We start from the raw sequence: 23,268 nt of genomic DNA on the forward strand, positions 1-23,268 counted from the left end.
CAGCCGATGACAGGGCAGAAGCTACGAAGGGGACGGTTACCAACGGCCTAAACCATCGCACGCGCTGGAACAAAACGTGAAAAAGTTGCAGATTGTTGCCCTGACCGTTGCAATCAGAGCACGATCAGCCCCGCATTGAGCGCCCGGGCCACGGCATGGGTGGTGTTGAGCGCGCCCAGCTTGTGCCGCGCGGCCTCGATATAGACCCGCAGCGTATGTTCCGAAATGTCGAGTTGATCGGCCGCCTGCGCCCTGCTCAGCCCCTTGGCCAGAAGCGTGAGAGCGCTGGTTTCCCGCGGCGAAAGTGTCGTCGACGGTGCAAGGTCGCGCTTGCCCTCGAATTCCAGGGCCTTCTTGTTGAAGTCATGCGCAATGATGATGAGATCGCGCATGTTCCCCTGAACGAAGCGCGCCCATTCCACGTCGCTGCAACTGTGGTTGGCCGTGAAGACCGCGAACTGGCCGTTGGGCCCGCGAATCGGAATGCTGAACCCCTGATTGCCGACCCCGTGCGCCAGAGCGTCGGCCAGAAGTTCCCGGGCCACGCGCCCGGACCAGTCGAGTTGCTTCCAATCGACCGGATGAAAGCGGTGAAGGCAGCCCTGAACGACGGGGTCCACCCTCACATAGCCGCGCTCCAGGTAGCGGTCGACCCATTCGGTGCTGTAGGTGCCAGCCCCGTACTGCTCTCCGACGCTGCTGACCCAGTGATAGACCACATGGGTTATGGCGAAATGGTCCCGAAGATCCTCGGTGGATTGCTGCAGATGCTCAAGCGTCGTTGCCTGTTGCAAGCGATCGAGGAACGATTCTAAGACGTCTTTCATCGCCAGATCTTACACCCAACGGCACCCTGCAGGCCCCGCTTCCCCCGACTTCCGCCCGCATGGGCTGAGCTTCCAGCGAAGAAATCTCGACCGCTGCCAGCGCCTGGCAGGTCGCAAGCTCCTCCGACAGAGCGGCCAACCCGTTCTTCCGGGCATAGTTCCTCAGATCCCCAAGAATGTCGATCAGCCACTCATGTTTCATGGTTTTCTTCCCCAAGTGGTTAATGAACCGTTAACACAAGGATAGCACGAGTTAACTTTCCACGATATTCGCGGTTTTTTTCTCCCCATAAGTAGCGAGGGGGCGCAGGGCAAGCCTTTGGTTTCGCTTGCAGCGGCCTCGTCAGCCGCCGGATGCACACCAGCAACGGCCCTGCCCGGGCCGGCAAGACCGGTCCGGGCCGAGTCGGTTTGTCCGAACGCGTTTACGTTCCGGTGTGCCTCAGGCGCTCTTGCCGGCCTCCAGCACGTCCTCGAAGGTCCGCAGACCGGTCCGCGGCGCCTGCACCAGCACCGCCATGTTGCCGGGCTTGTGCTCGTTGCGATACATCTTCATGTGCGCGGCCGGGATCTCGGCCCAGGGGAAGACCTCGGACATGCAGGGGTCAAGCCGACGCTGGCACATCAGCCGGTTCGCCGCCGCGGCCTGTTTCAGGTGGGCAAAGTGGCTGCCCTGGATGCGCTTCTGATGCATCCAGACATAGCGCGCGTCCATCGTCAGGTTGAACCCGGTGGTGCCTGCACAGATCACCACCATGCCGCCCCGCTTGACCACGAAGGTCGAGATCGGGAAGGTCGACTCGCCCGGGTGCTCGAACACCATGTCGACATTCACGCCCTTGCCGGTGATGTCCCAGATCGCCTTGCCGAACTTGCGCGCCTCGGAGAACCACTCCTTGTATTCCGGCGTGTTCACCTTGGGCAGTTGCCCCCAGCACTTGAAGTCCTTGCGGTTGATCACGCCCTTGGCGCCGAGATTCATCACGAAGTCGCGCTTCGACTCCTCCGAGATCACGGCGATGGCGTTTGCGCCCGCGGTGTTGATCAGCTGGATCGCATAGGAGCCCAGCCCGCCCGAGGCCCCCCAGACCAGCACGTTCTGACCCGGCTTCAGTTCATGCGGGTGGTGGCCGAACAGCATCCGATAGGCAGTGGCCAGCGTCAGCGTGTAACAGGCCGACTCCTCCCAGGTCAGGTGCCTGGGCCGGGGCAGCAATTGCTGCGCCTGCACGCGGGTGAACTGGCTGAACGACCCGTCCGGGGTTTCATAGCCCCAGATCCGCTGGGTCGGCGAGAACATCGGATCGCCGCCATTGCACTCCTCGTCGTCGCCGTCATCCTGGTTGCAGTGGATCACGACCTCGTCGCCCACCTTCCAGTTCTTCACCTTGTCGCCCACCGCCCAGACGATGCCCGAGGCATCCGAACCGGCGATGTGATAGGGCGCACCGTGACCGTCGAAGGGCGAGATCGGAACGCCGAGGCCCGCCCAGATCCCGTTGTAGTTCACGCCCGCGGCCATCACGAGCACCAGCACCTCGTGGCTGTCGATCGCGGGCGTCTCCACCACCTCGACCTGGAACGACTTGTCGGGCTCGCCATGGCGCTCGCGCCGGATCGCCCAGGCATACATCTTCGGCGGAACGTATCCGAGCGGCGGCATCTCGCCGATCTCGTAAAGCTCTTTCTCGGGCGCCTCGTAGGGCGTGATCGACGGGTTCGTGTCCAGAGCCATCGGGGCCTCCTTGATCGGTGAAAGGTTCTCGCCGCGCCGCAGAATCGCCGCGGACTGTCTGGTCTGATAGAAAGCGTCACGCAACATTGCAACGAAAATCCGGGCGGTATCGGTAATTTTATGTCGTCGCCGCGAGCGGCTTGCCGCGACGCAGCGAATTGACATCGCCAGATCCTTACCCTTATCTCGGCGGAAGCGAAATTTTCTTGCCAACCTGACTCCGAGGCGCGCCATGACCGAGACGATGAAAGACCGCCCCTGGCTGTTCCGCACCTATGCGGGCCACTCCACCGCCAAGGCATCGAACGCGCTTTACCGCAGCAACCTCGCCAAGGGCCAGACCGGTCTTTCGGTCGCCTTCGACCTGCCCACCCAGACCGGCTATGACAGCGATCACGAGCTTTCCCGCGGCGAGGTCGGCAAGGTCGGCGTGCCGGTGGCACATCTGGGCGACATGCGCACGCTGTTCGACGGCATCCCGCTGGAACAGATGAACACCTCGATGACGATCAACGCGCCCGCGCCCTGGCTGCTCGCGCTTTACATCGCGGTGGCCGAGGAACAGGGCGCCGACATCTCGAAACTGCAGGGCACCGTCCAGAACGACATCATCAAGGAATACCTTTCGCGTGGCACCTATATCTGCCCGCCGAAGCCGTCGCTGCGGATGATCACCGATGTCGCGGCCTATACCCGCGAGCACCTGCCCAAATGGAACCCGATGAACGTGTGTTCCTATCACCTGCAAGAGGCGGGCGCGACGCCGGAACAGGAACTGGCCTTCGCGCTGGCCACCGCGACCGCGGTGCTGGACGATCTTCGGACCAAGGTCGCGCCAGAGCATTTCCCCGACATGGTGGGCCGCATCTCGTTCTTCGTGAATGCCGGCATCCGCTTCGTCACCGAGATGTGCAAGATGCGCGCCTTCGTCGAACTCTGGGACGAGATCTGCCGCGACCGCTACGGCGTCGAGGACGAGAAATACCGTCGCTTCCGCTATGGCGTGCAGGTCAACAGCCTCGGGCTGACCGAACAGCAGCCGGAAAACAACGTCTATCGCATCCTGATCGAGGCGCTGGCGGTCACCCTGTCGAAAAAGGCCCGTGCCCGCGCCGTGCAACTGCCCGCCTGGAACGAGGCGCTGGGCCTGCCGCGGCCCTGGGACCAGCAATGGTCGCTCAGGATGCAGCAGATCCTGGCCTATGAAACCGACCTTCTGGAATACGAGGACCTGTTCGACGGCAACCCCGCGGTGAGCGCGCGGGTCGAGGATCTCAAGGCCAATGCGCGCGCGGAACTGGCCCAGATCGACGCGCTGGGCGGCGCGGTGGCGGCCATCGACTACATGAAGTCGCGCCTTGTCGACAGCAATTCCGACCGCATCGCCCGGGTCGAGACCGGCGAGACGGTCGTGATCGGGGTCAACCGCTGGACCCAGGGCGAACCCTCGCCGCTGACCGCGGGCGAGGACGCGATCATGGTGGTCGATCCGGCGGTCGAGGCCGACCAGATCGCGCGCCTGAACGCCTGGCGGGCCGAGCGTGACGCGGATGCCGTTGCCCATGCGCTCAAGGCGCTGCGCGAGGCCGCGTCGACGGGCGCCAACATCATGCCGCCCTCGATCGCGGCGGCGAAGGCGGGGGTGACCACCGGCGAATGGGGCGACGTGATGCGCAGCGTCTTCGGCCAGTATCGCGGCCCGACGGGTGTTTCCAAGAACCCCTCGAACCGCACCGAAGGTCTTGATGACATCCGCGCCGCGGTGGACGCGGTGGCCGCCCGGCTGGGGCGGCGGCCGAAATTCCTGGTCGGCAAGCCCGGCCTCGACGGCCATTCGAACGGCGCCGAACAGATCGCAGCCCGCGCCCGCGATTGCGGCATGGACATCCATTACGAGGGCATCCGCCTGACCCCGGCCGAGATCGTCGCCGCCGCCCGCGAGGGTAATGTGGATATCGTCGGCCTCTCGATCCTGTCGGGCAGCCATATCCCGCTGGTGGATAGCCTGATGAAGCTGATGCGCGAAAACGACCTGACGCATATCCCGGTCGTCGTCGGCGGCATCATCCCCGAGGACGACGCCCGCCGCCTGCGAGCGATGGGCGTGGCCAAGGTCTACACGCCGAAGGATTTCGAACTGAACCGCATCATGTTCGACATTGTCGGCCTGATCGGCCCCGAGCCCGTCGCGGCGGAATAGCCCCGGCCCGCGGCCCGGAACGGCCGCGGAGCGGGGCGTCGGGCTCAGCGTCGCGGGTCGAGCTTGCCGAACTCGCTTTCGAGATGCGCCCGCATCTTGCGCGCGCCGCCGCGCAGGGCGGCCTCGACATTGGCGTCACTATGGGTGACCGTGTGCGGCCGCAACCCCTCGGGGCGCGCCTCGATGGTGCAGCGGATGTCGTCGGGACCGCCCTTGGCGCCGTTGGTATCGACCAGATGCACCTCGACCCGCGTCAAGCGGCCCGTCAGATGCCCCAGACCGGACGTCACCATCTGTTCGGCCACCTCGGCCAACCGCTCGTCGCCATGGATGTTGGAATCGGTGTTCAGTTGGAACTGCATGTCGTCTGGCCTCCTTCAGCTGAGCCTCTCTTGTCACCTAGGCATGCCCAGGCCGGATCGCCAGCCCCCCACACGGCTGCGACCGCCTAGACGAATTCCGCCGCATCCGCCGCGACCGCCGACAGCATGTCCGACATCAGGTCGGGATCGGCCGCATGCACCCTGTTCCATGTCGGGATGAAGGGCGTCTCGGCGGGGTTTTCCAGGTAGACATTGCCCGCCTCGACGATGTTGCGGGCAAACAGCTCGATGATGTTCTCCTCGCCATGCCGGTCGAGGCTGAGCCCGTTCATCCGCGCATCGTTGTAGTAGCAATCCAGCAAATCCAGCGCCGAGCGGTAATAGGTCGCCTTGAGCGTGCGGAACACCTCTTCGGAGAACACCGTTCCGTCGGCCGCCAGCTTGCGGAAGATCGACTTGCAGATATCGACCGACATCCGCGACAGTCCCGCACTGGCATCCTCGGCCGAGACCGGCTGGTGCTTGTGGTCATAGCTGTCGGCGATCTCGACCTGGCAGACGGATCCCGGCGCAAGGTTGCGCCAGGCCTCGGACAGCACGCCGATTTCCAGACCCCAGTCGGACGGGATGCGCAGATCGGGCAGGGGCGCGGTGCGCATCGCGAATTCGCCCGACAGCGGGTAGCGGAACGAACGCAGGTAATCGAGATAGTCGCGGTCCCCGATCGTCTTTTTCAGCGCGATCAGGATCGGGCTGACCAGCAGGCGGCTGACCCGCCCGTTCAGCTTGCCCTCGCCGATCCTTGGGTAGAAGCCCTTGGCCAGTTGATAGGGAAAGTTCGGGTTCGCCACCGGATAGACCAGCCGGGCCAGCATCTCGCGACTGTAGGTCAGGATATCGCAATCATGCAGCGCCATCACCGCGCTGTCCTTGCAGGCCATCAGATAGCCCATGCAGAACCACACGTTGCGCCCCTTGCCCGGCTCGCCAGGATGCAGGTTCAGCGCGTCCAGCCGGGCATGGATCGCCTTCATCCGCGGGCTGTCCTGCCAGATCACGACATGGTTCTGCGGCAAGCGACCGAAGAAATTCACGGCATGGGCGAACTGGGCGGCATCGGCCTGGTCCAGCCCGATCACGATACGGTGCAGATAGGGCACCTCGGCCAGTTCATCGAGGATGGCGGGAAGGGCGTCGCCCTGAAGTTCCGAGAACAGCGAGGGCAGGATCAGGCTGATCTTGCGGGTCTGGGCAAAGCTCGTCAGTTCGTGGATCAGCAGATCCGGCGCGGCGAACCGCAGGTTGTGCAAGGTCGCCACATTGCCGTTCTGGTGAAAATCCGCCAAGCGCCCGATCCTCCTGCCTCAGATGCCGCGCTCCTTGATAACCCGTTCCATCGCCGCGTTCCAACCTTTCGGTCCTTCTGCGTCGATCCGCAGAATCCGCCCCCCGGCCTCGCCCGAAAGCGGCGGCAGGGACGGGCGGTGCGGATTGGCGATGACAAACCCCAGATCGGCGGCTTCCAGCATCTCGACATCATTGGGCGCATCGCCCAGCGCGACCGTGAAGGGGCGGCCATAGCGGGCGGCGATCTCGGCCATGCGGCTGGCCTTGGTCCCGCCGAAGGACAGTGTCAGGAAGCGCCCGCCCTCGCGCGCCTGCAGGCCTTGCGTGGCCAGCGCGCCGAGGAACGCCGCCTTCTGCGCCTCCGATCCACGCCAGAGTCCCGGCTCGGAAAACCGCCGCCGCGCGGCAAGCTCGGCCTCGGCCAGCGGCAGGCCGGTGCGCCGGGCGATCATCGGCACGTCCCAGTCACCAAAGCCCCGGAACGCCGCCCGCAGCGAGGCGGGCAGCCGATCCAGCGCGGCACGCAATTCGTGATAGCGCCCGCGGTCCTCGGGCGCCTCGGCGCCGGGTTCCAGAACGCCCGCGCCGTTCTCGACGATGGCGGGGTGATCCGCCAGCCCCAGGTCCGCGCGCAACGGCGCGATCTCGCCCGCCGTCTTGGACGAGGCCAGGATCACCGGCACCCCCGCCGCCCGCAAGCGTGCAAGCGCAGGATCGGCCGGGTCATGGGAATAATCCTCGTGATCCAGAAGCGTGCCGTCCAGATCGGTGAAGACAAGAAAGGGGGGACTGGGCATCGGAGGGATCCGGGCTTGTTCGCGCAGGTGGCATCCTAGCCCGGGGACAGGGCGCAAGCCACCCCGCCGCCCCTTGAAAGACGGGGCAAGGACTGTCTTATTGACCAGCGAGGGGGCGATCATGGACCGTCCGATCTTTCGCACAAAGGCCCTGAGCAAGGTCTACGACACCGGGGGCGCCAAGGTTCATGCGCTGGCCGGTGTCGATCTTGAACTCTTCGCCGGAGAGCTTGCGGTTCTGCTCGGCCCCTCGGGCAGCGGGAAATCGACGCTTCTCAACATCCTGGGCGGGCTGGACCACGCCAGCGCGGGCAAGGTGTGGTTCAAGGACATCGAGCTGACCGCGCTGCGCGAGCGGGGGCTGACGCGCTATCGGCGCGACCATGTGGGCTTTGTCTTCCAGTTCTACAATCTCGTACCGTCCCTCAGCGCGCGCGAGAATGTCCAGCTTGTGACCGATGTCGCGCGCGACCCGATGGATCCGGCCGAGGCGCTGGGGCTGGTGGGTCTGTCGAACCGGCTGGACCATTTCCCGGCCGAGATGTCGGGCGGCGAACAGCAGCGCGTCGCCATCGCGCGCGCCATCGCCAAGCGGCCCGAGGTCCTGCTTTGCGACGAGCCCACCGGCGCGCTGGACAGCAAGACCGGCGTGCAGGTTCTCGAGGCGCTGAAGGACATCAACGAACGCTTCGGCACCACCACCATCGTCATCACCCATAACGCCGCGATCCGGCGGATGGCGCATCGGATCGTGCGGTTCCAGGACGGGCGCATCGTCTCGGTCGAGACCAACGAGACCCGCCTTGCCCCCCACGATATCGACTGGTGAGCGGCATGCAGGCGCTGGACATCAAGCTCTTGCGCGACTTCCGCCGGCTCTGGGCGCAGGCGCTGGCGATCGCGCTGGTGCTGGGCTGCGGGGTCGCGATCTTCCTGACCTCATTCGGGATGTATAACGCGCTCGAAGACACCCGCGCCGCCTATTACGAGCGCAACCGTTTCGCCGATGTCTTTTCCGAAACCCGCCGCGCGCCCGCGCCGCTGGAAGCCGAGATCGCGGCGATCCCGGGCGTGGCGACCGTCGAGACCCGCGTCGTCGGCTCGGTCATCCTGGACATTCCCGGCCGGACGCAGACCGCGGTGGGCCGGGTGATCTCGCTGCCGAACGGGGGGATGCCGCAGCTCAACATCCCGCTTCTGCGCGCGGGCCGCCTACCCGCCCCCGAGGCAACCGACGAGGTTGCCGTGAACGAGCCATTCGCACGGGCCAACGGCTTCGTGCCCGGCGACAGCTTTCACGCCAACCTGAACGGGCAGAAGCGGCAGTTGACGATCACCGGCACGATGCTGTCGCCGGAATTCATCTACACGATCGGGCCGGGCCAGATGATGCCCGACAACGCCGCCTTCGGCATCCTGTGGATGCCCGAACGCGCCGCGGCCGCCGCCTTCGACATGACCGGCGCGTTCAACTCGGTCGCGCTGAGCCTGACGCGCGACGCGCAGACGGCCGAGGTGATCGACCGGCTGGACGACCTGCTGGACCCCTATGGCGGCTTCGGCGCCTATGGGCAGGAAACGCAACTGTCCAACAGCTTCATCGACGCCGAGATCATGCAGCTCAGGACGCTGGCAATGGTGCTGCCTCCCGTCTTCTTCGGCATCTCGGCCTTTCTTGTGAACATGGTGCTGGCCCGCATCATCGCGCTGGAACGCAGCGAGATCGGGCTGCTCAAGGCCGTGGGCTATTCCGATGCCGAGGTATGCCAGCATTACCTGATGCTGGCCGGGCTGGTGGCGCTGTCGGGCATCGTGCTGGGCTTTGGCGCGGGCAGCTGGCTGGCGCATGCGCTGGCCCGGCTTTACGCGGATTTCTTCGACTTCCCCTATCTGATCTTCCGCGTCTCCTATGACGCCTACGCGATTTCGGCCGCCATCGCGCTGGGCGCGGCGGGTCTGGGTGCGCTGCGCTCGGCGCTGGCCGCGGCCCGGCTGTCGCCCGCCATCGCGATGCAGCCGCCCGCCCCGCCGCGCTACAGCCGCGGCCTGTTCGACCGGGCGCTTGGGGCGCTGCGGCTGTCGCAACCCGCGATGATGGTCTTTCGCTCGATCCTGCGCTGGCCGGTGCGGGCGGGGCTGACCACGCTGGGCCTTGCGCTGGCGGTCGCGGTGATGGTCGCCGCCACCTTCACCGACGACGCGCTGGACGAGATCCTGGACGTCGCCTTTTCCCAGTCGAACCGGCAGGACACGATGCTGCTGTTCGCCGAGGATCGGCCGGTTTCCGTGCTCGAGGAGGTCCGCCGCCTGCCCGGCGTGCTGGTGGTCGAGGGCCATCTCTACCTTGCCGCGGAACTGCGTCACGGCCCCCGGTCCAAGCAGGTCGCCATCGAGGCCCGCCCGCCCGAAAGCGATCTGTCGCGCGTGATCGACGGCACGGGCCGCGTGGTCGCGCCGCCGCCCGGCACGATCCTGCTGGCCGACCGGCTGGCCGCGCAACTGAACGTCCAGCCCGGCGACGTGATCGAGGTGGAGTTCCTGACCAACCGGCGCGAGACGTTCCAACTGCCGGTCGCTGGGCTGGTGACGCAGTATTTCGGCCTTGGCGCCTATATGGATTTCGATACGGTCAACACCCTGTTCCGGCAGGCGCCACGGGTCTCGACCGCAAGCCTGCTGATCGACGAGGGACACGAGGACGCGCTGCATGCGCGGCTGAAGGAGATGCCGGGGCTGGCGGGCACCATCATGCTGACCGAAAGCCGCCGGGCCTTCGAGGACACCATTGCCGAGAACGTCGTGATCATGACGACGATCTACGCGACCATCGCCATCCTGATCACCGTGGGCGTGGCCTATAACGGTGCGCGGGTGCAATTGTCCGAACGCGCGCGGGAACTGGCCAGCCTGCGCATCCTGGGCTTCAGCCGGGGCGAGGTTTCGGCGATCCTGATGGGCGAAACACTGGTGCTGGCGCTTGCGGCGCAGCCGCTGGGCTGGGTGCTGGGCTGGGCCATCGCCTGGTCGATGACCGAGGGCTTCACCTCGGATCTCTACGCGATACCGCTGGTGCTGAAACCCGCGACCTTCGCGCAGGCCAGCCTTGTGGTGCTGGTCGCCTGCGTCGTCGCGGTGCTGGTGGTGCGGCGGCGGCTGGACAATCTGGATCTTGTGGCGGTGATGAAGACGCGGGAGTGAGGCATGAAGGTTCCGGCACGCAACATCATCCTGATCGGGCTTGGCGCGGCGCTGGCGGGCGGGTTGATCTATACCGCCTTCCGCACCGAACCGGTGCCGGTCGATCTGCACATCGTCACAAGCGGGCCGATGCAGGTCACCGTGAATGCCGATGGAAAGACCCGCATCCGCGACATCTACGAGGTCGCCGCGCCCCTGACCGGCACCGCGCTGCGCTCGCCCGTCGAGGTGGGCGAGCGGGTGGTCCGCGGCGAAACCGTGGTCGCCATCGTCGAGCCGACTGCGCCCAGCCTGCTGGACACCCGCTCGCGCGTGCAGGCCGAGGCCGCCGTGCGCGAGGCGCAGGCCGCGCGCGCACAGGCCGAGAGCGGGCTGCGGAAGGCCGACGAGGACCTGAACTATGCCGAAACGCAGTTCGAGCGGGCGCAGACGCTGGTCGAACGCGGCGTGGCCACCTTTACCCGGCTCGAGGACGCGACCCAGCAGCTTGCCATCGCCCGGGCGGCCCGCGATGCCGCCGCCTCGGGGCTGGCCATGGCGGATGGCGCGCTGGAACGCGCCCGCGCCGCGCTGATCGCGCCCGCGGTGGACGGACCGGGCGCTCCGGCGGGTGAATGCTGCGTGCAGATTCACGCCCCCATCGACGGCATGGTGCTGGAAATCGACGTGATCTCGGAACGGCCGGTCACAATCGGCACGCGGCTTCTGTCGGTCGGGCGGCCCGACGACCTGGAAATCGTGGCGGACCTTCTGTCCTCGGACGCGGTGCGGCTGCAACCCAGCGCGCGGGCAATGGTCGAACGCTGGGGCGGCGGCGCGACGCTGGAGGCCCGGCTGCGCAAGGTCGAGCCCGTGGCCCGCACCAAGGTCTCGGCGCTGGGGATCGAGGAACAGCGGGTCGATGCCCGCTTCGACATCCTGACCGCGGCCGAGGACCGCGCCGGACTGGGCGAAGGCTTCGCCGTGTTCCTGCGCATCGTCGAATGGCAGGCCGAGGACGCGCTTCAGGTGCCGCTTTCGGCGCTGTTCCGCCGCGATGGCGGCTGGGCGGTGTTTGCCGTCGAAAACGCCACCGCGAAGTTGACCCCGGTCGAGATCGGCCGCCGGGGCGAAACCACGGCCGAGGTCCTGGACGGGCTCGAACCGGGGCTTGCGGTCGTCACCCACCCCTCTGACCGGATCGGCGAGGGAACGGCGGTCGTGGACCGCGCCACGCTTGAATGACCGCCGATATGTGATTCGATGACAGCCCGGTGACAACAGGCAGCGGGCGATTGCCGCGCGGCTTTCGGACCCGGATCGCGGCTGTTTCGGGCGCCGCGGCGCTCTGCTATAGGGCGTCGCGGGGGCGCGGCATGCGCCCGGACCGGCGAGGTGTCACGCGATGATGAACTGGCCCGCGGGCGGGTCCGATCCGCTGCTCGAAGCATTGCAATCCGACCATCTGCCCGATCTGGGCCATGTCGACATGGCGGGATTGCTGGGCGACCCGCGGCTTGGGCGCAGGGCGCTGGTCTCGTCCTTCGGGGCGGAAAGTGCCGCTCTTCTGCATTTCGTCGCGCAGCTTTTCCCCGACATGCCGGTGCTGTTCATCGACACCGGCCGACACTTTGCCGAAACGCTGAGCTATCGCGACCTGCTGGCCGAACGGCTGGGACTGAACCTCGTGAACATCCGGCCCGATCCCGCGACACTGGCCGGCGAGGATCCGGACGGGCGGCTTCACGCGCGCGATCCGAACATGTGCTGCACCCTGCGCAAGACCTTTCCGCTGGCCGATGCGCTGGAAGGGTTCGACACCTGGATCTCGGGGCGCAAGCGCTACCAGGGCGCGACAAGGGCCGCCCTGCCCGTGATCGAGCGCGACGGCAGCCATCTCAAGGTGAACCCGCTGGCCCTCTGGACCGAGGCCGATCTGGCGGCCTATTTCGCGGCGCATGACCTGCCCCGCCACCCGCTGGTGGATCGCGGCTATGCCTCGATCGGTTGCGCCCCCTGTACGCGGCCCGTGCGCAATGGCGAGGCGCTGCGCGCCGGCCGCTGGGCCGACAATCCCGACAAGACCGAATGCGGCATCCATCTGGGCCCCGATGGCCGTTTCGTGCGCGGGCGTCCCGGGCGGGGCTGAGAGCCCAGCACGGCGCAGGGCAACCCCGAAAGCGGGCGCAAAAACCTGACCGCGGCAAATATGAATCTTTGACATAGCTCCGCCTTGTTGCGTATACACGCGCATACACATGCAAGAATGCGAATGTCATAGGAGGAGACCGATGGACCACCCGGATCGAATCGCCCTGTCGCGGCGCGGGTTTCTCGGTATGGCGGCCGGGGGGATGGCACTGGCCGGAACGGGGGCGCCCGCGCGGGCGCAAAAGATCCCCACCTCGGCGCGGATCGTGATCCTGGGCGCGGGCGCGGCCGGGACCACCATGGCACGCCGCCTTGTCGAGCGGCTGGACGGCGCAACGATCACCATCGTCGATGCACGCAAGCGTCACCTCTACCAGCCCGGCTTCACGCTGATCGCGGCGGGGCTGAAACCGGCAAACTACGCGGTGTCCTCAACGGCGGAATGGCTGCCCAAAGGCGTCGAATGGATCGAGGAGGCCGCGGCCGAAATCGACCCCGAGGCGAACCGGATCGTCACCGCGGGCGGCAAGACCGTCGCCTATGACTTCCTGATCCTCGCCACGGGGCTGAAACTCGACTGGGACGCGGTCGAGGGCTTCGACATGAACCTCGTCGGCACCAACGGGATCGGCGCGGTCTATGCCGGACCGGAACAGGCCGCCGCGACTTGGGGCGCGATGAACCGCTTCACCGACGAGGGCGGAAAGGCCGTGTTCTTCCGCCCCGCGACCGAGATGAAATGCGCGGGCGCACCGCTGAAATACACCTTCCTCACCGACGATTATGCGCGCCGCAAGGGCAGCCGCGGGCGGGTGGAAGTCCACTACCACGCCCATGCGGGGGCGCTGTTCTCGGTGCCGATCGTGAACGAGAAGGTGCGGATGCTGTTCGACGACCGGGGCGTGAAGACCCAATACAACCACGTCATCAAGGCGATCGACCCGGGGAAGAAGATACTCACCTTCGCCACCCCCGAGGGCGATATCGAGACCGATTACGACTTCACCAACGTGATCCCGCCGATGGTGGCCCCCGACGTGCTGCGCAACTCGCCCCTGCCCTGGCAGGGTGGCCCCTGGATCAACGAGGGCTGGGCCGAGGTGAACCAGGAGACGATGCGCCATGTCCGCTATCCGAACGTCTTCGCGGTCGGCGATTGCGCGGGCGTGCCCAAGGGCAAGACCGCGGCCTCGGTCAAATGGCAGGTGCCGGTCGCCGAGGATCACCTGATCGCCGATATCGAGGACAGGCTGAGCCCGGCCACCTATAACGGCTATACCTCCTGCCCGATGATCACCCGGGTCGGCCGCGCGATGCTGATCGAGTTCGACTACAAGAACAACCTGGTCGAATCCTTCCCCGGGGTGATCGCGCCGCTGGAGGAATTGTGGATTTCCTGGCTAATGAAGGAGGTGGCGCTGAAGGCCACCTACAACGCGATGCTGCGCGGCAAGGCTTGAGGAGGACGGATCATGAAGGAACTGACTTTCGGAACGTTGATCGCCGTGTTCGAGGAAATGTATGGCCCCTGGCTGTTCTGGGCCATGGTGCTCGTCGCTGCAATGATTACTCTGGCATTCATCTTTGTCCTGATTCGGGACCGCAGCATCGAGGGCCGCTATCTGGCGCGGGCCGAGCTGACGGCACCGATCGGGGCAATCGCCGCGATCCTGTTCGTGCAATACATCACGAATTCGGGCTTTGCCGATATCGGCGGACCGATCGACGTGATCGTCGTGCTGATGATCGGGGTCGCGGGGGCGGGCGGCCTGACCTTCCTGGCCTATGTGGCGCAGGCATTCATGAGGCAGCCCGGGAACAACCGGAACTGATTGCAAGGGATCGCCACCGCGATGAACGCATCCGTCGAAACCGGGACGGGCCAGCCCGAAAGCCGCCTGGCCCATTTCCCGATCACCTTCTTCGCCACCGTCATGGGGATGCTGGGGCTGACGCTCGCGCTCCATGCCGGGGAACGGGCCTTCGGGCTGAGCGGGCTGTTTTCCAACACGGCGCTGATCGCCTCGGTGGCGCTGCTGGTGACGGTTGCCGCGCTTTACGGGCTGAAGCTGCTCACGCAGTTCCGGATGGCGGCCGCGGAATGGCACCATCCGGTGCGGCTGGCCTTCTTTCCCACGGTCTCGATCTCGCTGATCCTGCTGGCAACCGCGCTGGTGGGCGCGCACCCTGCGCTGGCCGAACCGATCTGGATCGTCGGCACCGTCCTTCAGGGCGGGCTGGCGCTTCTGGTGATCTCGGACTGGATCGGGCATCGCGACTTCAAGCCCGGACAGATGAACGCCGCCTGGTTCATCCCGGCGGTCGGCAACATCCTGGTGCCGATTGCCGGGGCGCCGCTGGGCTATCTGGAAATCTCGTGGCTGTTCTTCTCGGGCGGCCTGCTGTTCTGGGTGGTGCTGCTGACTCTGGTGATGAACCGGCTGACCTTTCACGAACCGCTGCCGAGCCGTCTGCAGCCGACGCTGGTGATCCTGATCGCGCCGCCTGCGGTGGGCTTCATCGCCTGGATGCGGCTGAATGGCGCGATGGACCAACTGGCGATGTTCCTGATCCATGCGGCCTATGTCTTTGCGCTGATCGTGGCCACGCAATTGCCGAAGATCCTGCGGCTGCCCTTTGCGCTGTCGTTCTGGGCGCTCAGCTTTCCGCTGGCCGCGCTGACCGTGGCGACCTTCGTCTATGCCGAGGAGATGGGATCGGCATTCCACAAGGGGCTGGGCGCGGGTCTGCTGGCACTGCTGCTCGTGGTGATCGCGGTTCTGGTCGGGCGCACCGGCGTGGCGATCGCGCGCGGGGAAATCTGTCGGCCGGAATAGGTCTGGACCGGCCCGGGGGACACTCCCGCCCCCGGGGCGAAGCGGCGCCTGCGCGCCGCGTCGCCCCGGGGTTGGGCGTGGCGCGCCCGGCTGACGCCGGGCGCGTGCCTCCGGCGGGGATATTTCGGGCCAGAAGAAGGGGCCGGGTCAGGCCCGGCGCGGCGCGAGGCGGCTGAGCGCGAAGAGCGCGGTCGCGGCGACCACGATGCTTGGGCCTGCGGGGGTGTCGAAGGTCAGTGAGCCCCAGAGACCGCCCAGCGCGGACAGCGCGGCCAGGGCGGTCGCCAGAAGCGCCATTTCCTCGGGCGAGCGGGCCAGCGGGCGCGCCGCGGCCGCCGGGATGATCAGCATCGCCACGATCAGAAGCGCGCCGACAACCTGCAGCGCCACGGCCACGACAAGGGCAAGCGCCACGGTCAGAACCAGACGCTCGCGCTCGGGGTCGAGGCCCGAGGCCTTGGCGAGATCCTCGCTGACGGTCACCGTCAACAGCGCGCTCCAGCGCCAGAGCAGCAGCGCCAGAACGCAAAGCGCTCCCGCCCAGATTGACGCCAACTGGCCCCGGCCCACGGCAAGGATATCGCCGAAGAGATAGGCCGAGAGGTCGACCCGCACGGATGGCAGGAAGGACACCGCGACCAGCCCGATGGCCAGCGCGCCATGGGCCAGCACGCCAAGCGCGGTGTCGATCGCAAGGCCGCGCCCCGCCAGCGCGGTGACGGTCAGAGCCATGGCCAGCGCCGTTGCAAGCGTGCCCGCGAAGAGCGAGATCTGGAAACCCAGCGCCAGCGCCACGCCGAGGATCGCGGCATGCGCCGTCGCCTCGCCGAAATAGGCCATCCGACGCCAGACAACGAAGCTGCCCAAGGGGCCGGCCGCGATGGCCACAGCCAGACCGGCCAGGGCGGCGCGCACCAGGAAATCATCCAGCATGGGCCGGTTCCTTGTGCGCGACGTGGCCGTCGTCATGGTCGTGGTCATGCGCGCAGGCATCGTGATCGTGGTCATGCGCATGCTGGTAAAGCGCCATCGTGCCCTGGGTGCCAAGTCCGAACAGTGCCCGGTATTCCGGCGCGGCGGTCACCACATGGGGCTGGCCCTGGCAGCAGATATGACCGTTCAGGCAGATCACCCGGTCAGAGGCGGCCATCACCACATGCAGGTCATGGCTGACCATCAGGATGCCCGCGCCGGTCTCGCGCCGGACATCCTCGACCAGCTGGTAGAAGGACGCGGTGCCGGGCTGGTCGAGGCCCTGCGTCGCCTCGTCCAGGATCAGCAGTTCGGGCTCGGCCAGCAAGGCGCGCGCCAGCAGCACCCGCTGGAACTGCCCGCCCGACAGCGCGGTCATCTGGCGGCCCTCGAGCCCCGGCACCCCGACATGGGCCAGCATCGCCGCGATCTCGGCCCGACCGCGGCGGTCGGGCAGCGACAGGAAGCGCGCGACACTCAGCGGCATCCGGTCATCCACCGCCAGCCGCTGCGGCACATAGCCGATACGCAGCCCGGCGCGGCGCGTCACCTGCCCCTCGGACGGCCGGATCACCCCCAACAGCGCGCGCACCAGCGAGGACTTGCCCGACCCGTTCGGGCCGACAAGTGTCACGATCTCGCCGGGCTCGATCGAGAAGGCGACATCGCGCAGCGCGACCATCGCGCCATAGCGCACCCCGAGCCCGCGCGCAGCGATCAGCGTCATTCGTCGCCCTCCTGGCAAGCGGGGCAGAGGCCGACCGCCTCGATGCTCATCCGCTCGACCCGGAAGCCGAGCGGCCCGGCCGATTGCCGAAGGGCCGTGGCCACCGCCGCCCCCGGCGCCTCGGCCAGCCCGTTGCAGGCCGAGCAGATCAGGAAGACCGGCACATGCGCCTCGCCCGGGTGCATGCAGGCGGCAAAGGCGTTCAGCCGCCGGATGCGATGGGCAAACCCATGCTCGACCAGGAATTCCAGCGCGCGATAGGCCACGGGCGGCTGGCGGCCGAACCCCTCTTCGGCCAGCCGGTCGAGCACATCATAGGCGCCCAGCGCCTGATGCGACTCGAGCAGGATTTCCAGCGCGCGGCGCCGCACGGGGGTCAGGCGCAGGCCCTTTGCCTCGGCCACGGCTTCGGCATGGGCCATCGCCCCGTCGCGGCAGGCGGCGTGGTCATGGCTGGCAAAGGCCAGCGTGCCGTCGGGGTCCATCCGATTCCCTCTTGACTAGTTATCTTATAACATATTCCTTGCCTGCCGAGCCGCACAACCCCGAAACGAAGGAGCCGCCCATGCGTTCGCTGACCGCCCTTGCCCTTGTCCTGACCGCCGCCCCGGCACTGGCCGAGCCGCCCAGAGTAATGACGGATATCCCTGCCGTCCATGCGCTGACCGCCGCTGTCATGGGGGATCTTGGTACGCCCGACATCCTGCTCGACAAGGGGGCTGACCCGCATCATTTCCAGCTGCGCCCGTCCCAGGCCAAGGCGCTGTCCGAGGCCGATCTGGTGCTCTGGATCGGGCCGCGCTTGACGCCCTGGCTGGAACGCGCCATCGCCGGCGTCGGGCTTTCGGGCGAAAGCGTTGCGCTGCTCGATCTGCCGGGCACGTTCCGGCGCGATTTCGGCGACACGGACGGGCATGATCACGACCATGACCACGATCACGGCCATGACCACGCGCATGAGACGGCCGAGACACATGACCATACCGGGCTCGATCCCCATGCCTGGCTCGACCCCGAGAACGGGCGCGTCTGGACGCGGGCCATCGCCGATCGGCTTGCCGCGCTCGACCCCGACAACGCCGCCACCTATGCCGCCAATGCCGAAGCGACGCTCGCCGCCATCGACGCGGCCGAGGCCGAGACACGCGACCTGCTGGCCCCGGTGGGCGATGCGCCGATCATGGTCTTCCACGATGCCTATGGCTATTTCGCCGATCATTTCGGGATCACGGTCGCCGGGTCCATCGCGCTCGGCGATGCCGCCTCGCCGGGCGCCGGGCGGCTGACAGAGCTGCGCGGCCAGCTTCGCGACGGCGCGGTGGTCTGCATCTTCCCCGAGGCCCAGCACGATCCGGCCTATGTCACCGCCATCGTCGAGGACACCGGAACGCGCATCGGCGGGCTGCTGGACCCGTCGGGCAGCACCATGGAATTCGGCCCCGGCCTTTACCCTGCCCTCCTGACCGGCCTTGCCCGGACCATCGCGGACTGCGTCACGGGCGAAACCGGCTGACGCAGGGGAATGCCCCGACCCGGTTGCCGGGCCGGGGCCCCCACCGCTTCAGAAGTCGATCTCGACCGCCACGCCGCGGGCCCGCGCGATTTCCACCGCCTTCGCCGCGACCGCCAGATCCTGCAAGCCCACGCCGGTCCCGTCGAACAGCGTGATCTCGTCCGCCGATTGCCTTCCCGGCTCCATACCGGCGATCACCGCGCCGATCTGGGTGATGTCACTCTCGGCGATCAGCCCCGCCGCCACCGCATGCTGCGCCTCGCCGATGCTGACCGATTGCGCCACCTCGTCGGTGAACACCCGCGCGCGGCCCAGGATCGCCGGGTCCACCTCCTGCTTGCCCTTGGTATCGGTCCCCATGCAGGCCAGATGCGTGCCGGGCCGCACATGGGCATCCAGCAACTGCGGCTCGAAGCTCGACGTGATCGTGACGATCACATCCGCCTGCGCGCCCAACTCCGCCAGCGATGCCGCCTCGAAGGGCAGGCCCAGCTCCTCGGCGGTCTCCGCGAGCCGCGGCAGCATTTCGGGGTGATAGTTCCAGCCCACCACCTTCTCGAAATCCCGCTCGCGCACCGCCGCCCGCATCTGGAAGGCCGACTGGTGCCCCGCGCCCATCATGCCCAAGACCTTCGCATCCTCCCGAGCCAGATGCCGGATCGACACCGCGCTCGCGGCGGCCGTCCTCAGCGCCGTCAGCAGGTTGCCCCCCACAAGCGCCCTGGCCTGCCCCGTATCGGCGTCGAACAGCACGACCGTCGACTGGTGATTGGTCAGCCCCCGGGCCATGTTGCCCGGCCAGTAGCCGCCCGATTTCAGCCCCAGCACCAGCCCCGCCCGGTCGAACCCCGACTTGAACCCGTAAAGCGCATCCGCATGGCCGATCGCCTCGCGGATCACCGGGAAATTATAGGCATCCCCCCGGGCCATCGCTGCAAAGACCGCCTCGACCGCCTCGAAACACTCCTCGGCCGAGATCAGCCCTGCGATCTCTCTCTCGGGAACGATGATCATCCCTGCCCCTCCTTTTCCCTCATTCAAAGGGGCGCCGACACAGCGCCCCTCCCCTCGCTTCTTCTTGGCCGAAATACCCCCGCCGGAGGCGCCGCGCGCGTCCGCGCGCGGCCACGCCCAACCCCGGACAAGCGGGGGCGCGCAAAGCGCCCCGCGCCGGCCCGGGGGCGGGAGAGCCCCGTCAATACGCCTTGCCGCGCGCCGAGACCGGCCAGACAACCTCGACCTTGCCGCCTCTGACGCCCACATACCAGTCATGCACGTTGCAGGTCGGGTCGCAGTGTCCGGGCACCAGCTTCAGCTTCTCGCCGACCTTCAGCACGCCCTTGGGATCGGCAATCACCCCGTGCTCGTCCGAGCACTTGACGTATTCCACATCGTCGCGGCCAAAGATGAAGGGCAACCCGCTATCGACCGATTGCGCCTTCAGCCCCGCATCGCAGATCGCCTTGTCGGCCTTCGCATGGCTCATCACGCTGGTCAGGATGAACAGCGCGTTCTCCCATTCGCCTTGGTCGATCCGCTTGCCGTCCTTGTCGAGGATCCGCCCGTAATCGGCATCCATGAAGGCGTAGGAGCCGCATTGCAGCTCGTTATAGACCCCCGAATTGCCCTCGAAGTAATAGGATCCGGTGCCGCCGCCGCCGACGATGTCACATTCCAGCCCCTCGGCCTTCAGCCCCTCGACCGCATCGCGCACCATCGCCACCGCGATATCGATCTTGGCCTTGCGGTCCTCGTAGAGATCCATGTGCTGCATCGCGCCCTGATAGGCCTGGATACCGGCGAATTTCAGCCCCGGTGCCGCGTCGATGGCCTTGGCGATCTCGACCACGGCGGGCGTGGTCGTCACCCCGCAGCGCCCCGCGCCGCAGTCGATTTCCACAAGGCATTCGATCTGGGTGCCATGTTTCACCGCCGCCGCCGACAGGTCGGCCACGTTGGCCACGTCATCGACGCAGACGATGGCGCGCGCGCCCAGTTTCGGGATGCGCGCCAGCCGGTCGATCTTGGCGGGGTCGCGCACCTGGTTCGAGACCAGCACGTCCTTGATCCCGCCGCGGGCAAAGACCTCGGCCTCGCTCACCTTCTGGCAGCACACGCCGCAGGACCCGCCCAGGCGCTCCTGCAACAGTGCCACATCCACCGACTTGTGCATCTTGCCATGCACCCGGTGGCGCATGCCGTGTTCCTTGCACCAGTCGCCCATCTTCCTGATGTTGCGCTCCAGCGCGTCGAGATCCAGCACCAGGCAGGGCGTCTGGATATCGGCCTCGTCCATCCCTGGAACGGCGGGGATGTCATAGCCAACCTCGAGCCCCTGGAAATCGGTCACGTCCTTCATCTGCGTTCTCCCTGTTCAGCCCTTGGTCCAGGGCAGCTTGTCCAGATCGACATTGCCGCCGGTGATGATGACACCCACGCGCTTGCCCGCGAAGACCTCACGGTTCTTCAGGATGGTGGCCAGCGGCACGGCGCAGCTTGCCTCCATCACGATCTTCATCCGCTGCCATGTCAGCTTCATGGCGTCGATGATCTCCTGCTCGCTGGCGGTCAGGATGTCGGTCACGTGGTTCGACACGAAATGCCATGTGAGTTCCTTGAGCGGCACCTTCAAGCCGTCGGCCACCGTCTCGGGCGCGTCGTCGGCGATGATGTGACCGGCCTTGAAGCTGCGATAGGCATCGTCCGCCTGCTCGGGTTCGGCGGCGTAGATCTCGATCCCCGGCGCGATGTTGGACAGCGTCAGGCAGGTGCCCGACACCATCCCGCCGCCGCCGATCGGCGCGATCACCGCGTCCAGCCCCGGCACCTGTTCGTTCAGCTCGCGCGAGCAGGTCCCCTGCCCCGCGATCACCCGCCAATCGTTGTAGGGGTGGACGAACTCGGCCCCCGTGCGGGCCTGCACCTCGGCAAAGACCGCCTCGCGGCTGGACGTGGACGGTTCGCATTCGGTGATCGACCCGCCATAGCCGCGCACGGCGTCCTTCTTGGCCTGCGGCGCGGTCCGCGGCATCACCACATGACAGGGAATACCCCGCCGCCCGGCCGCGTAGGACAGCGACAGCGCGTGGTTGCCCGAGGAATGCGTCGCCACACCCTTCTTCGCCGTCTCGTCGTCCAGCCCGAACACCGCGTTGCAGGCGCCGCGCACCTTGAACGCGCCCGCCTTCTGGAAATTCTCGCATTTGAAGAACAGCTCGGCCCCGGTCAACTCGTTGAAATAGCTCGAGGTCAGGACCGGCGTGCGATGGATGTAGGGCGCGATCCGTTCATGCGCCGCCACCACGTCATCATAGGTCGGGATGTACATCTGCTTGTCGTCCTTCATCGCAGCCTCACGCTGCCGCCTTCACCGGGGCGGCCTTGTTCGTCCGGTAATAGTCCTGCGCCGCGGCGACACCGCTGCCCAGCGTGACCGGAGCGCCCATATCCGCCATCGCCATCTCGGCCGCAGCGATCCCCGACAGCGCCAGAACGTCGGTCAGCATCCCCAGATGGCCGATGCGGAACACCTTGCCCGCGACCTCGCCCAGCCCCGCGCCAAAAGCGACGCCATAGGCATCGGCCGCATGACGGCACAGCGCATTGCCGTCGATCCCCTCGGGCAGCACGATCGCCGTCACGGAATTAGAGTAGAGCGCAGGCGCCACCGCGCAAGGCCGCAGCCCCCAGCCGGCGACCGCCTTGCGCACCCCTTCGGCGATGCGGTGATGGCGGGCAAAGACATTGTCCAACCCCTCGGCCAGCAGCATGTCACAGGCCGCGCCCAGCCCGTTCATCAGCCCCACCGCGGGCGTGTAGGGCGTGCCCAGCTTCAGCATGTCGCGGAAATCGAAGAAACAGCGCGACAGCCTGGCCCCCTCCATCGCCGCCAGCGCCTTGGGGCTGACCCCGACGATGGCCAGGCCCACCGGCAGCATGAAGCCCTTCTGCGACCCGGTCACCGCCAGATCGACGCCCCATTCGGTCATCCGGAAATCCATCGAGCCGATGGAACTGACGCCATCGACCATCAGCAGTGCAGGGTGCCCCGCCGCGTCCAGCGCCCGGCGCACACCGGCCACGTCGGAAACGACGCCCGTTGCGGTCTCGTTATGGGTGACCAGAACCGCCTTGATCTCATGCGCGGTATCCGCGGCCAGGATCTCGGCGAAGCGTTCGACCGGGGCACCCTCGCCCCAGGGGCAGGTCACGACCTCGACAATCAGACCGTGACGCTGGCAAAGGTCGATCCATTTCATCGAGAACATGCCATGCCGCGCGGCCAGCACCTTGTCGCCGGGGCTCAGCGTGTTGGTGACCGCGGCCTCCCAACCGCCGGTGCCCGAGGCCGGGAACAGGATCACCTCGCCCTCGTCCATCTTCAGCACGCGCTTCACGCCCGATTTCGCACGCTCGAAGAGCGGCGGGAAGGCGGCCGAGCGGTGATCCATCGTGGGAATGTCGCAGGCCCGGCGCAGCGCCTCGGGGATATTGGTCGGGCCGGGAATGAAGACGGGGTTCTGACTGGACATGCGGACGATCCTCCCTGTGTCGCGCCCCGTGGATAGCGCGACATAGTCGGCGCAGGCAATTTTTTTGAAAAATTCCACCGCCTGACGAAAAAACATCCGACCTGCATGAATTCATGTAATTTTCTGGCTT

General features: G+C 66.9%; 21 protein-coding genes. 9 read left to right on the forward strand and 12 right to left on the reverse strand.

Going from position 1 to position 23,268, the window contains the following annotated elements; genetic code table 11:
• Positions 1-113 precede the first annotated feature (113 nt).
• Together NHN26_RS08460 and ccrA are read right to left on the reverse strand one after the other, a co-directional pair.
• Positions 114-827, reverse strand: a complete 714-nt coding sequence (locus NHN26_RS08460) for a helix-turn-helix transcriptional regulator (RefSeq protein WP_253089052.1) — start codon at positions 825-827, stop codon at positions 114-116.
• Positions 828-1,269: 442 nt separating this feature from the next.
• On the reverse strand, positions 1,270-2,562 hold the full coding sequence (gene ccrA, locus NHN26_RS08465; RefSeq protein WP_253089053.1) for a crotonyl-CoA carboxylase/reductase: 1,293 nt from the start codon (positions 2,560-2,562) through the stop codon (positions 1,270-1,272).
• 232 nt (positions 2,563-2,794) lie between these two features.
• Between ccrA and NHN26_RS08470 the strand changes: the two genes are divergently transcribed.
• Positions 2,795-4,762 (forward strand): protein meaA, encoded by a 1,968-nt coding sequence (locus tag NHN26_RS08470; RefSeq protein ID WP_253089054.1) that lies wholly within the window; start codon positions 2,795-2,797, stop codon positions 4,760-4,762.
• Between the two features lie 44 nt (positions 4,763-4,806).
• On the opposite strand, the gene NHN26_RS08475 is transcribed toward NHN26_RS08470, so the two are convergent.
• The 3 genes from NHN26_RS08475 to NHN26_RS08485 form a co-directional block, all read right to left on the reverse strand.
• Entirely contained in the window at positions 4,807-5,124 is a 318-nt protein-coding gene (locus NHN26_RS08475) for an HPF/RaiA family ribosome-associated protein (RefSeq protein WP_132694085.1), read from the reverse strand.
• Positions 5,125-5,210: 86 nt separating this feature from the next.
• The gene (locus NHN26_RS08480) at positions 5,211-6,431 is read right to left on the reverse strand and encodes a glycosyltransferase family protein (protein WP_253089055.1); all 1,221 of its coding nucleotides are present in this window, start codon (positions 6,429-6,431) and stop codon (positions 5,211-5,213) included.
• 18 nt (positions 6,432-6,449) lie between these two features.
• Positions 6,450-7,229 (reverse strand): HAD-IIB family hydrolase, encoded by a 780-nt coding sequence (locus NHN26_RS08485; protein ID WP_253089056.1) that lies wholly within the window; start codon positions 7,227-7,229, stop codon positions 6,450-6,452.
• A gap of 121 nt (positions 7,230-7,350) precedes the next feature.
• On the opposite strand from NHN26_RS08485, the gene NHN26_RS08490 reads away from it, so the two are divergent.
• The 7 genes from NHN26_RS08490 (at position 7,351) to NHN26_RS08520 (ending at position 15,394) form a co-directional block, all read left to right on the forward strand.
• Positions 7,351-8,058, forward strand: coding sequence for an ABC transporter ATP-binding protein (locus NHN26_RS08490; protein ID WP_253089057.1), 708 nt, complete (start codon positions 7,351-7,353; stop codon positions 8,056-8,058).
• A 5-nt stretch (positions 8,059-8,063) separates the two neighbouring features.
• Entirely contained in the window at positions 8,064-10,427 is a 2,364-nt protein-coding gene (locus NHN26_RS08495; protein ID WP_253089099.1) for an ABC transporter permease, read from the forward strand.
• A gap of 3 nt (positions 10,428-10,430) precedes the next feature.
• Entirely contained in the window at positions 10,431-11,651 is a 1,221-nt protein-coding gene (locus tag NHN26_RS08500; RefSeq protein ID WP_253089058.1) for an efflux RND transporter periplasmic adaptor subunit, read from the forward strand.
• A 160-nt stretch (positions 11,652-11,811) separates the two neighbouring features.
• The gene (locus NHN26_RS08505) at positions 11,812-12,555 is read left to right on the forward strand and encodes a phosphoadenylyl-sulfate reductase (protein ID WP_253089059.1); all 744 of its coding nucleotides are present in this window, start codon (positions 11,812-11,814) and stop codon (positions 12,553-12,555) included.
• 142 nt (positions 12,556-12,697) lie between these two features.
• Entirely contained in the window at positions 12,698-14,017 is a 1,320-nt protein-coding gene (locus tag NHN26_RS08510) for an NAD(P)/FAD-dependent oxidoreductase (RefSeq protein ID WP_253089060.1), read from the forward strand.
• Positions 14,018-14,029: 12 nt separating this feature from the next.
• The gene (locus NHN26_RS08515; protein WP_253089061.1) at positions 14,030-14,389 is read left to right on the forward strand and encodes a DUF5368 domain-containing protein; all 360 of its coding nucleotides are present in this window, start codon (positions 14,030-14,032) and stop codon (positions 14,387-14,389) included.
• Positions 14,390-14,410: 21 nt separating this feature from the next.
• Positions 14,411-15,394 carry an SLAC1 anion channel family protein gene (locus NHN26_RS08520; protein WP_253089062.1) on the forward strand — a complete coding sequence of 328 codons (984 nt, stop codon included), beginning with the start codon at positions 14,411-14,413 and terminating at the stop codon, positions 15,392-15,394.
• Positions 15,395-15,541: 147 nt separating this feature from the next.
• Here the strand turns inward: NHN26_RS08520 and NHN26_RS08525 are convergent, their stop codons facing one another.
• The 3 genes from NHN26_RS08525 to NHN26_RS08535 are packed head-to-tail and all read right to left on the reverse strand — an operon-like array spanning position 15,542 to position 17,578.
• The gene (locus tag NHN26_RS08525) at positions 15,542-16,327 is read right to left on the reverse strand and encodes a metal ABC transporter permease (protein ID WP_253089063.1); all 786 of its coding nucleotides are present in this window, start codon (positions 16,325-16,327) and stop codon (positions 15,542-15,544) included.
• Positions 16,317-17,093 carry a metal ABC transporter ATP-binding protein gene (locus tag NHN26_RS08530; RefSeq protein ID WP_253089064.1) on the reverse strand — a complete coding sequence of 259 codons (777 nt, stop codon included), beginning with the start codon at positions 17,091-17,093 and terminating at the stop codon, positions 16,317-16,319. Before NHN26_RS08530 ends, NHN26_RS08525 begins: the two co-directional genes overlap by 11 nt.
• Positions 17,090-17,578, reverse strand: a complete 489-nt coding sequence (locus NHN26_RS08535) for a Fur family transcriptional regulator (protein ID WP_253089065.1) — start codon at positions 17,576-17,578, stop codon at positions 17,090-17,092. Before NHN26_RS08535 ends, NHN26_RS08530 begins: the two co-directional genes overlap by 4 nt.
• Before the next feature lie 80 nt (positions 17,579-17,658).
• Here NHN26_RS08535 and NHN26_RS08540 point away from each other — a divergent pair, with 80 nt between their 5' ends.
• Positions 17,659-18,606 (forward strand): zinc ABC transporter substrate-binding protein, encoded by a 948-nt coding sequence (locus NHN26_RS08540; RefSeq protein ID WP_253089066.1) that lies wholly within the window; start codon positions 17,659-17,661, stop codon positions 18,604-18,606.
• A gap of 48 nt (positions 18,607-18,654) precedes the next feature.
• Here NHN26_RS08540 and bhcD read toward each other — a convergent pair whose 3' ends face one another.
• The 4 genes from bhcD to bhcA all read right to left on the reverse strand — a co-directional run bounded on the left by bhcD (position 18,655) and on the right by bhcA (position 23,138).
• A complete protein-coding gene (bhcD, locus tag NHN26_RS08545) occupies positions 18,655-19,620 on the reverse strand; it encodes an iminosuccinate reductase BhcD (protein ID WP_253089067.1) in 966 nt (321 codons plus the stop codon).
• 181 nt (positions 19,621-19,801) lie between these two features.
• Positions 19,802-20,965: a 3-hydroxy-D-aspartate aldolase BhcC gene (gene bhcC / locus NHN26_RS08550; RefSeq protein WP_253089068.1), complete on the reverse strand. Its 1,164-nt coding sequence runs from the start codon at positions 20,963-20,965 to the stop codon at positions 19,802-19,804.
• A 15-nt stretch (positions 20,966-20,980) separates the two neighbouring features.
• Complete coding sequence (bhcB, locus tag NHN26_RS08555; protein WP_253089069.1) at positions 20,981-21,952, reverse strand: beta-hydroxyaspartate dehydratase BhcB; 972 nt, start codon at positions 21,950-21,952, stop codon at positions 20,981-20,983.
• A 7-nt stretch (positions 21,953-21,959) separates the two neighbouring features.
• Positions 21,960-23,138, reverse strand: coding sequence for an L-aspartate--glyoxylate aminotransferase BhcA (bhcA, locus tag NHN26_RS08560; RefSeq protein WP_253089070.1), 1,179 nt, complete (start codon positions 23,136-23,138; stop codon positions 21,960-21,962).
• Positions 23,139-23,268: the final 130 nt, after the last annotated feature.

It is taken from the genome of Rhodovulum tesquicola, assembly GCF_024128855.1.
In the GTDB taxonomy this organism is placed as follows: domain Bacteria; phylum Pseudomonadota; class Alphaproteobacteria; order Rhodobacterales; family Rhodobacteraceae; genus Rhodovulum; species Rhodovulum tesquicola.

Coding starts and splice junctions, on each gene's coding strand:
- NHN26_RS08500 (WP_253089058.1), top strand. CDS start 10,431: ATGAAGGTTCCGGCACGCAACATCATCCTGATCGGGCTTGGCGCGGCG.
- NHN26_RS08485 (WP_253089056.1), bottom strand. CDS start 7,229: ATGCCCAGTCCCCCCTTTCTTGTCTTCACCGATCTGGACGGCACGCTT.
- NHN26_RS08525 (WP_253089063.1), bottom strand. CDS start 16,327: ATGCTGGATGATTTCCTGGTGCGCGCCGCCCTGGCCGGTCTGGCTGTG.
- NHN26_RS08515 (WP_253089061.1), top strand. CDS start 14,030: ATGAAGGAACTGACTTTCGGAACGTTGATCGCCGTGTTCGAGGAAATG.
- bhcD (WP_253089067.1), bottom strand. CDS start 19,620: ATGATCATCGTTCCCGAGAGAGAGATCGCAGGGCTGATCTCGGCCGAG.
- bhcB (WP_253089069.1), bottom strand. CDS start 21,952: ATGAAGGACGACAAGCAGATGTACATCCCGACCTATGATGACGTGGTG.
- NHN26_RS08520 (WP_253089062.1), top strand. CDS start 14,411: ATGAACGCATCCGTCGAAACCGGGACGGGCCAGCCCGAAAGCCGCCTG.
- ccrA (WP_253089053.1), bottom strand. CDS start 2,562: ATGGCTCTGGACACGAACCCGTCGATCACGCCCTACGAGGCGCCCGAG.
- NHN26_RS08475 (WP_132694085.1), bottom strand. CDS start 5,124: ATGCAGTTCCAACTGAACACCGATTCCAACATCCATGGCGACGAGCGG.
- NHN26_RS08540 (WP_253089066.1), top strand. CDS start 17,659: ATGCGTTCGCTGACCGCCCTTGCCCTTGTCCTGACCGCCGCCCCGGCA.
- NHN26_RS08510 (WP_253089060.1), top strand. CDS start 12,698: ATGGACCACCCGGATCGAATCGCCCTGTCGCGGCGCGGGTTTCTCGGT.
- NHN26_RS08490 (WP_253089057.1), top strand. CDS start 7,351: ATGGACCGTCCGATCTTTCGCACAAAGGCCCTGAGCAAGGTCTACGAC.
- bhcC (WP_253089068.1), bottom strand. CDS start 20,965: ATGAAGGACGTGACCGATTTCCAGGGGCTCGAGGTTGGCTATGACATC.
- bhcA (WP_253089070.1), bottom strand. CDS start 23,138: ATGTCCAGTCAGAACCCCGTCTTCATTCCCGGCCCGACCAATATCCCC.
- NHN26_RS08460 (WP_253089052.1), bottom strand. CDS start 827: ATGAAAGACGTCTTAGAATCGTTCCTCGATCGCTTGCAACAGGCAACG.
- NHN26_RS08505 (WP_253089059.1), top strand. CDS start 11,812: ATGATGAACTGGCCCGCGGGCGGGTCCGATCCGCTGCTCGAAGCATTG.
- NHN26_RS08530 (WP_253089064.1), bottom strand. CDS start 17,093: ATGACGCTGATCGCTGCGCGCGGGCTCGGGGTGCGCTATGGCGCGATG.
- NHN26_RS08535 (WP_253089065.1), bottom strand. CDS start 17,578: ATGGACCCCGACGGCACGCTGGCCTTTGCCAGCCATGACCACGCCGCC.
- NHN26_RS08470 (WP_253089054.1), top strand. CDS start 2,795: ATGACCGAGACGATGAAAGACCGCCCCTGGCTGTTCCGCACCTATGCG.
- NHN26_RS08495 (WP_253089099.1), top strand. CDS start 8,064: ATGCAGGCGCTGGACATCAAGCTCTTGCGCGACTTCCGCCGGCTCTGG.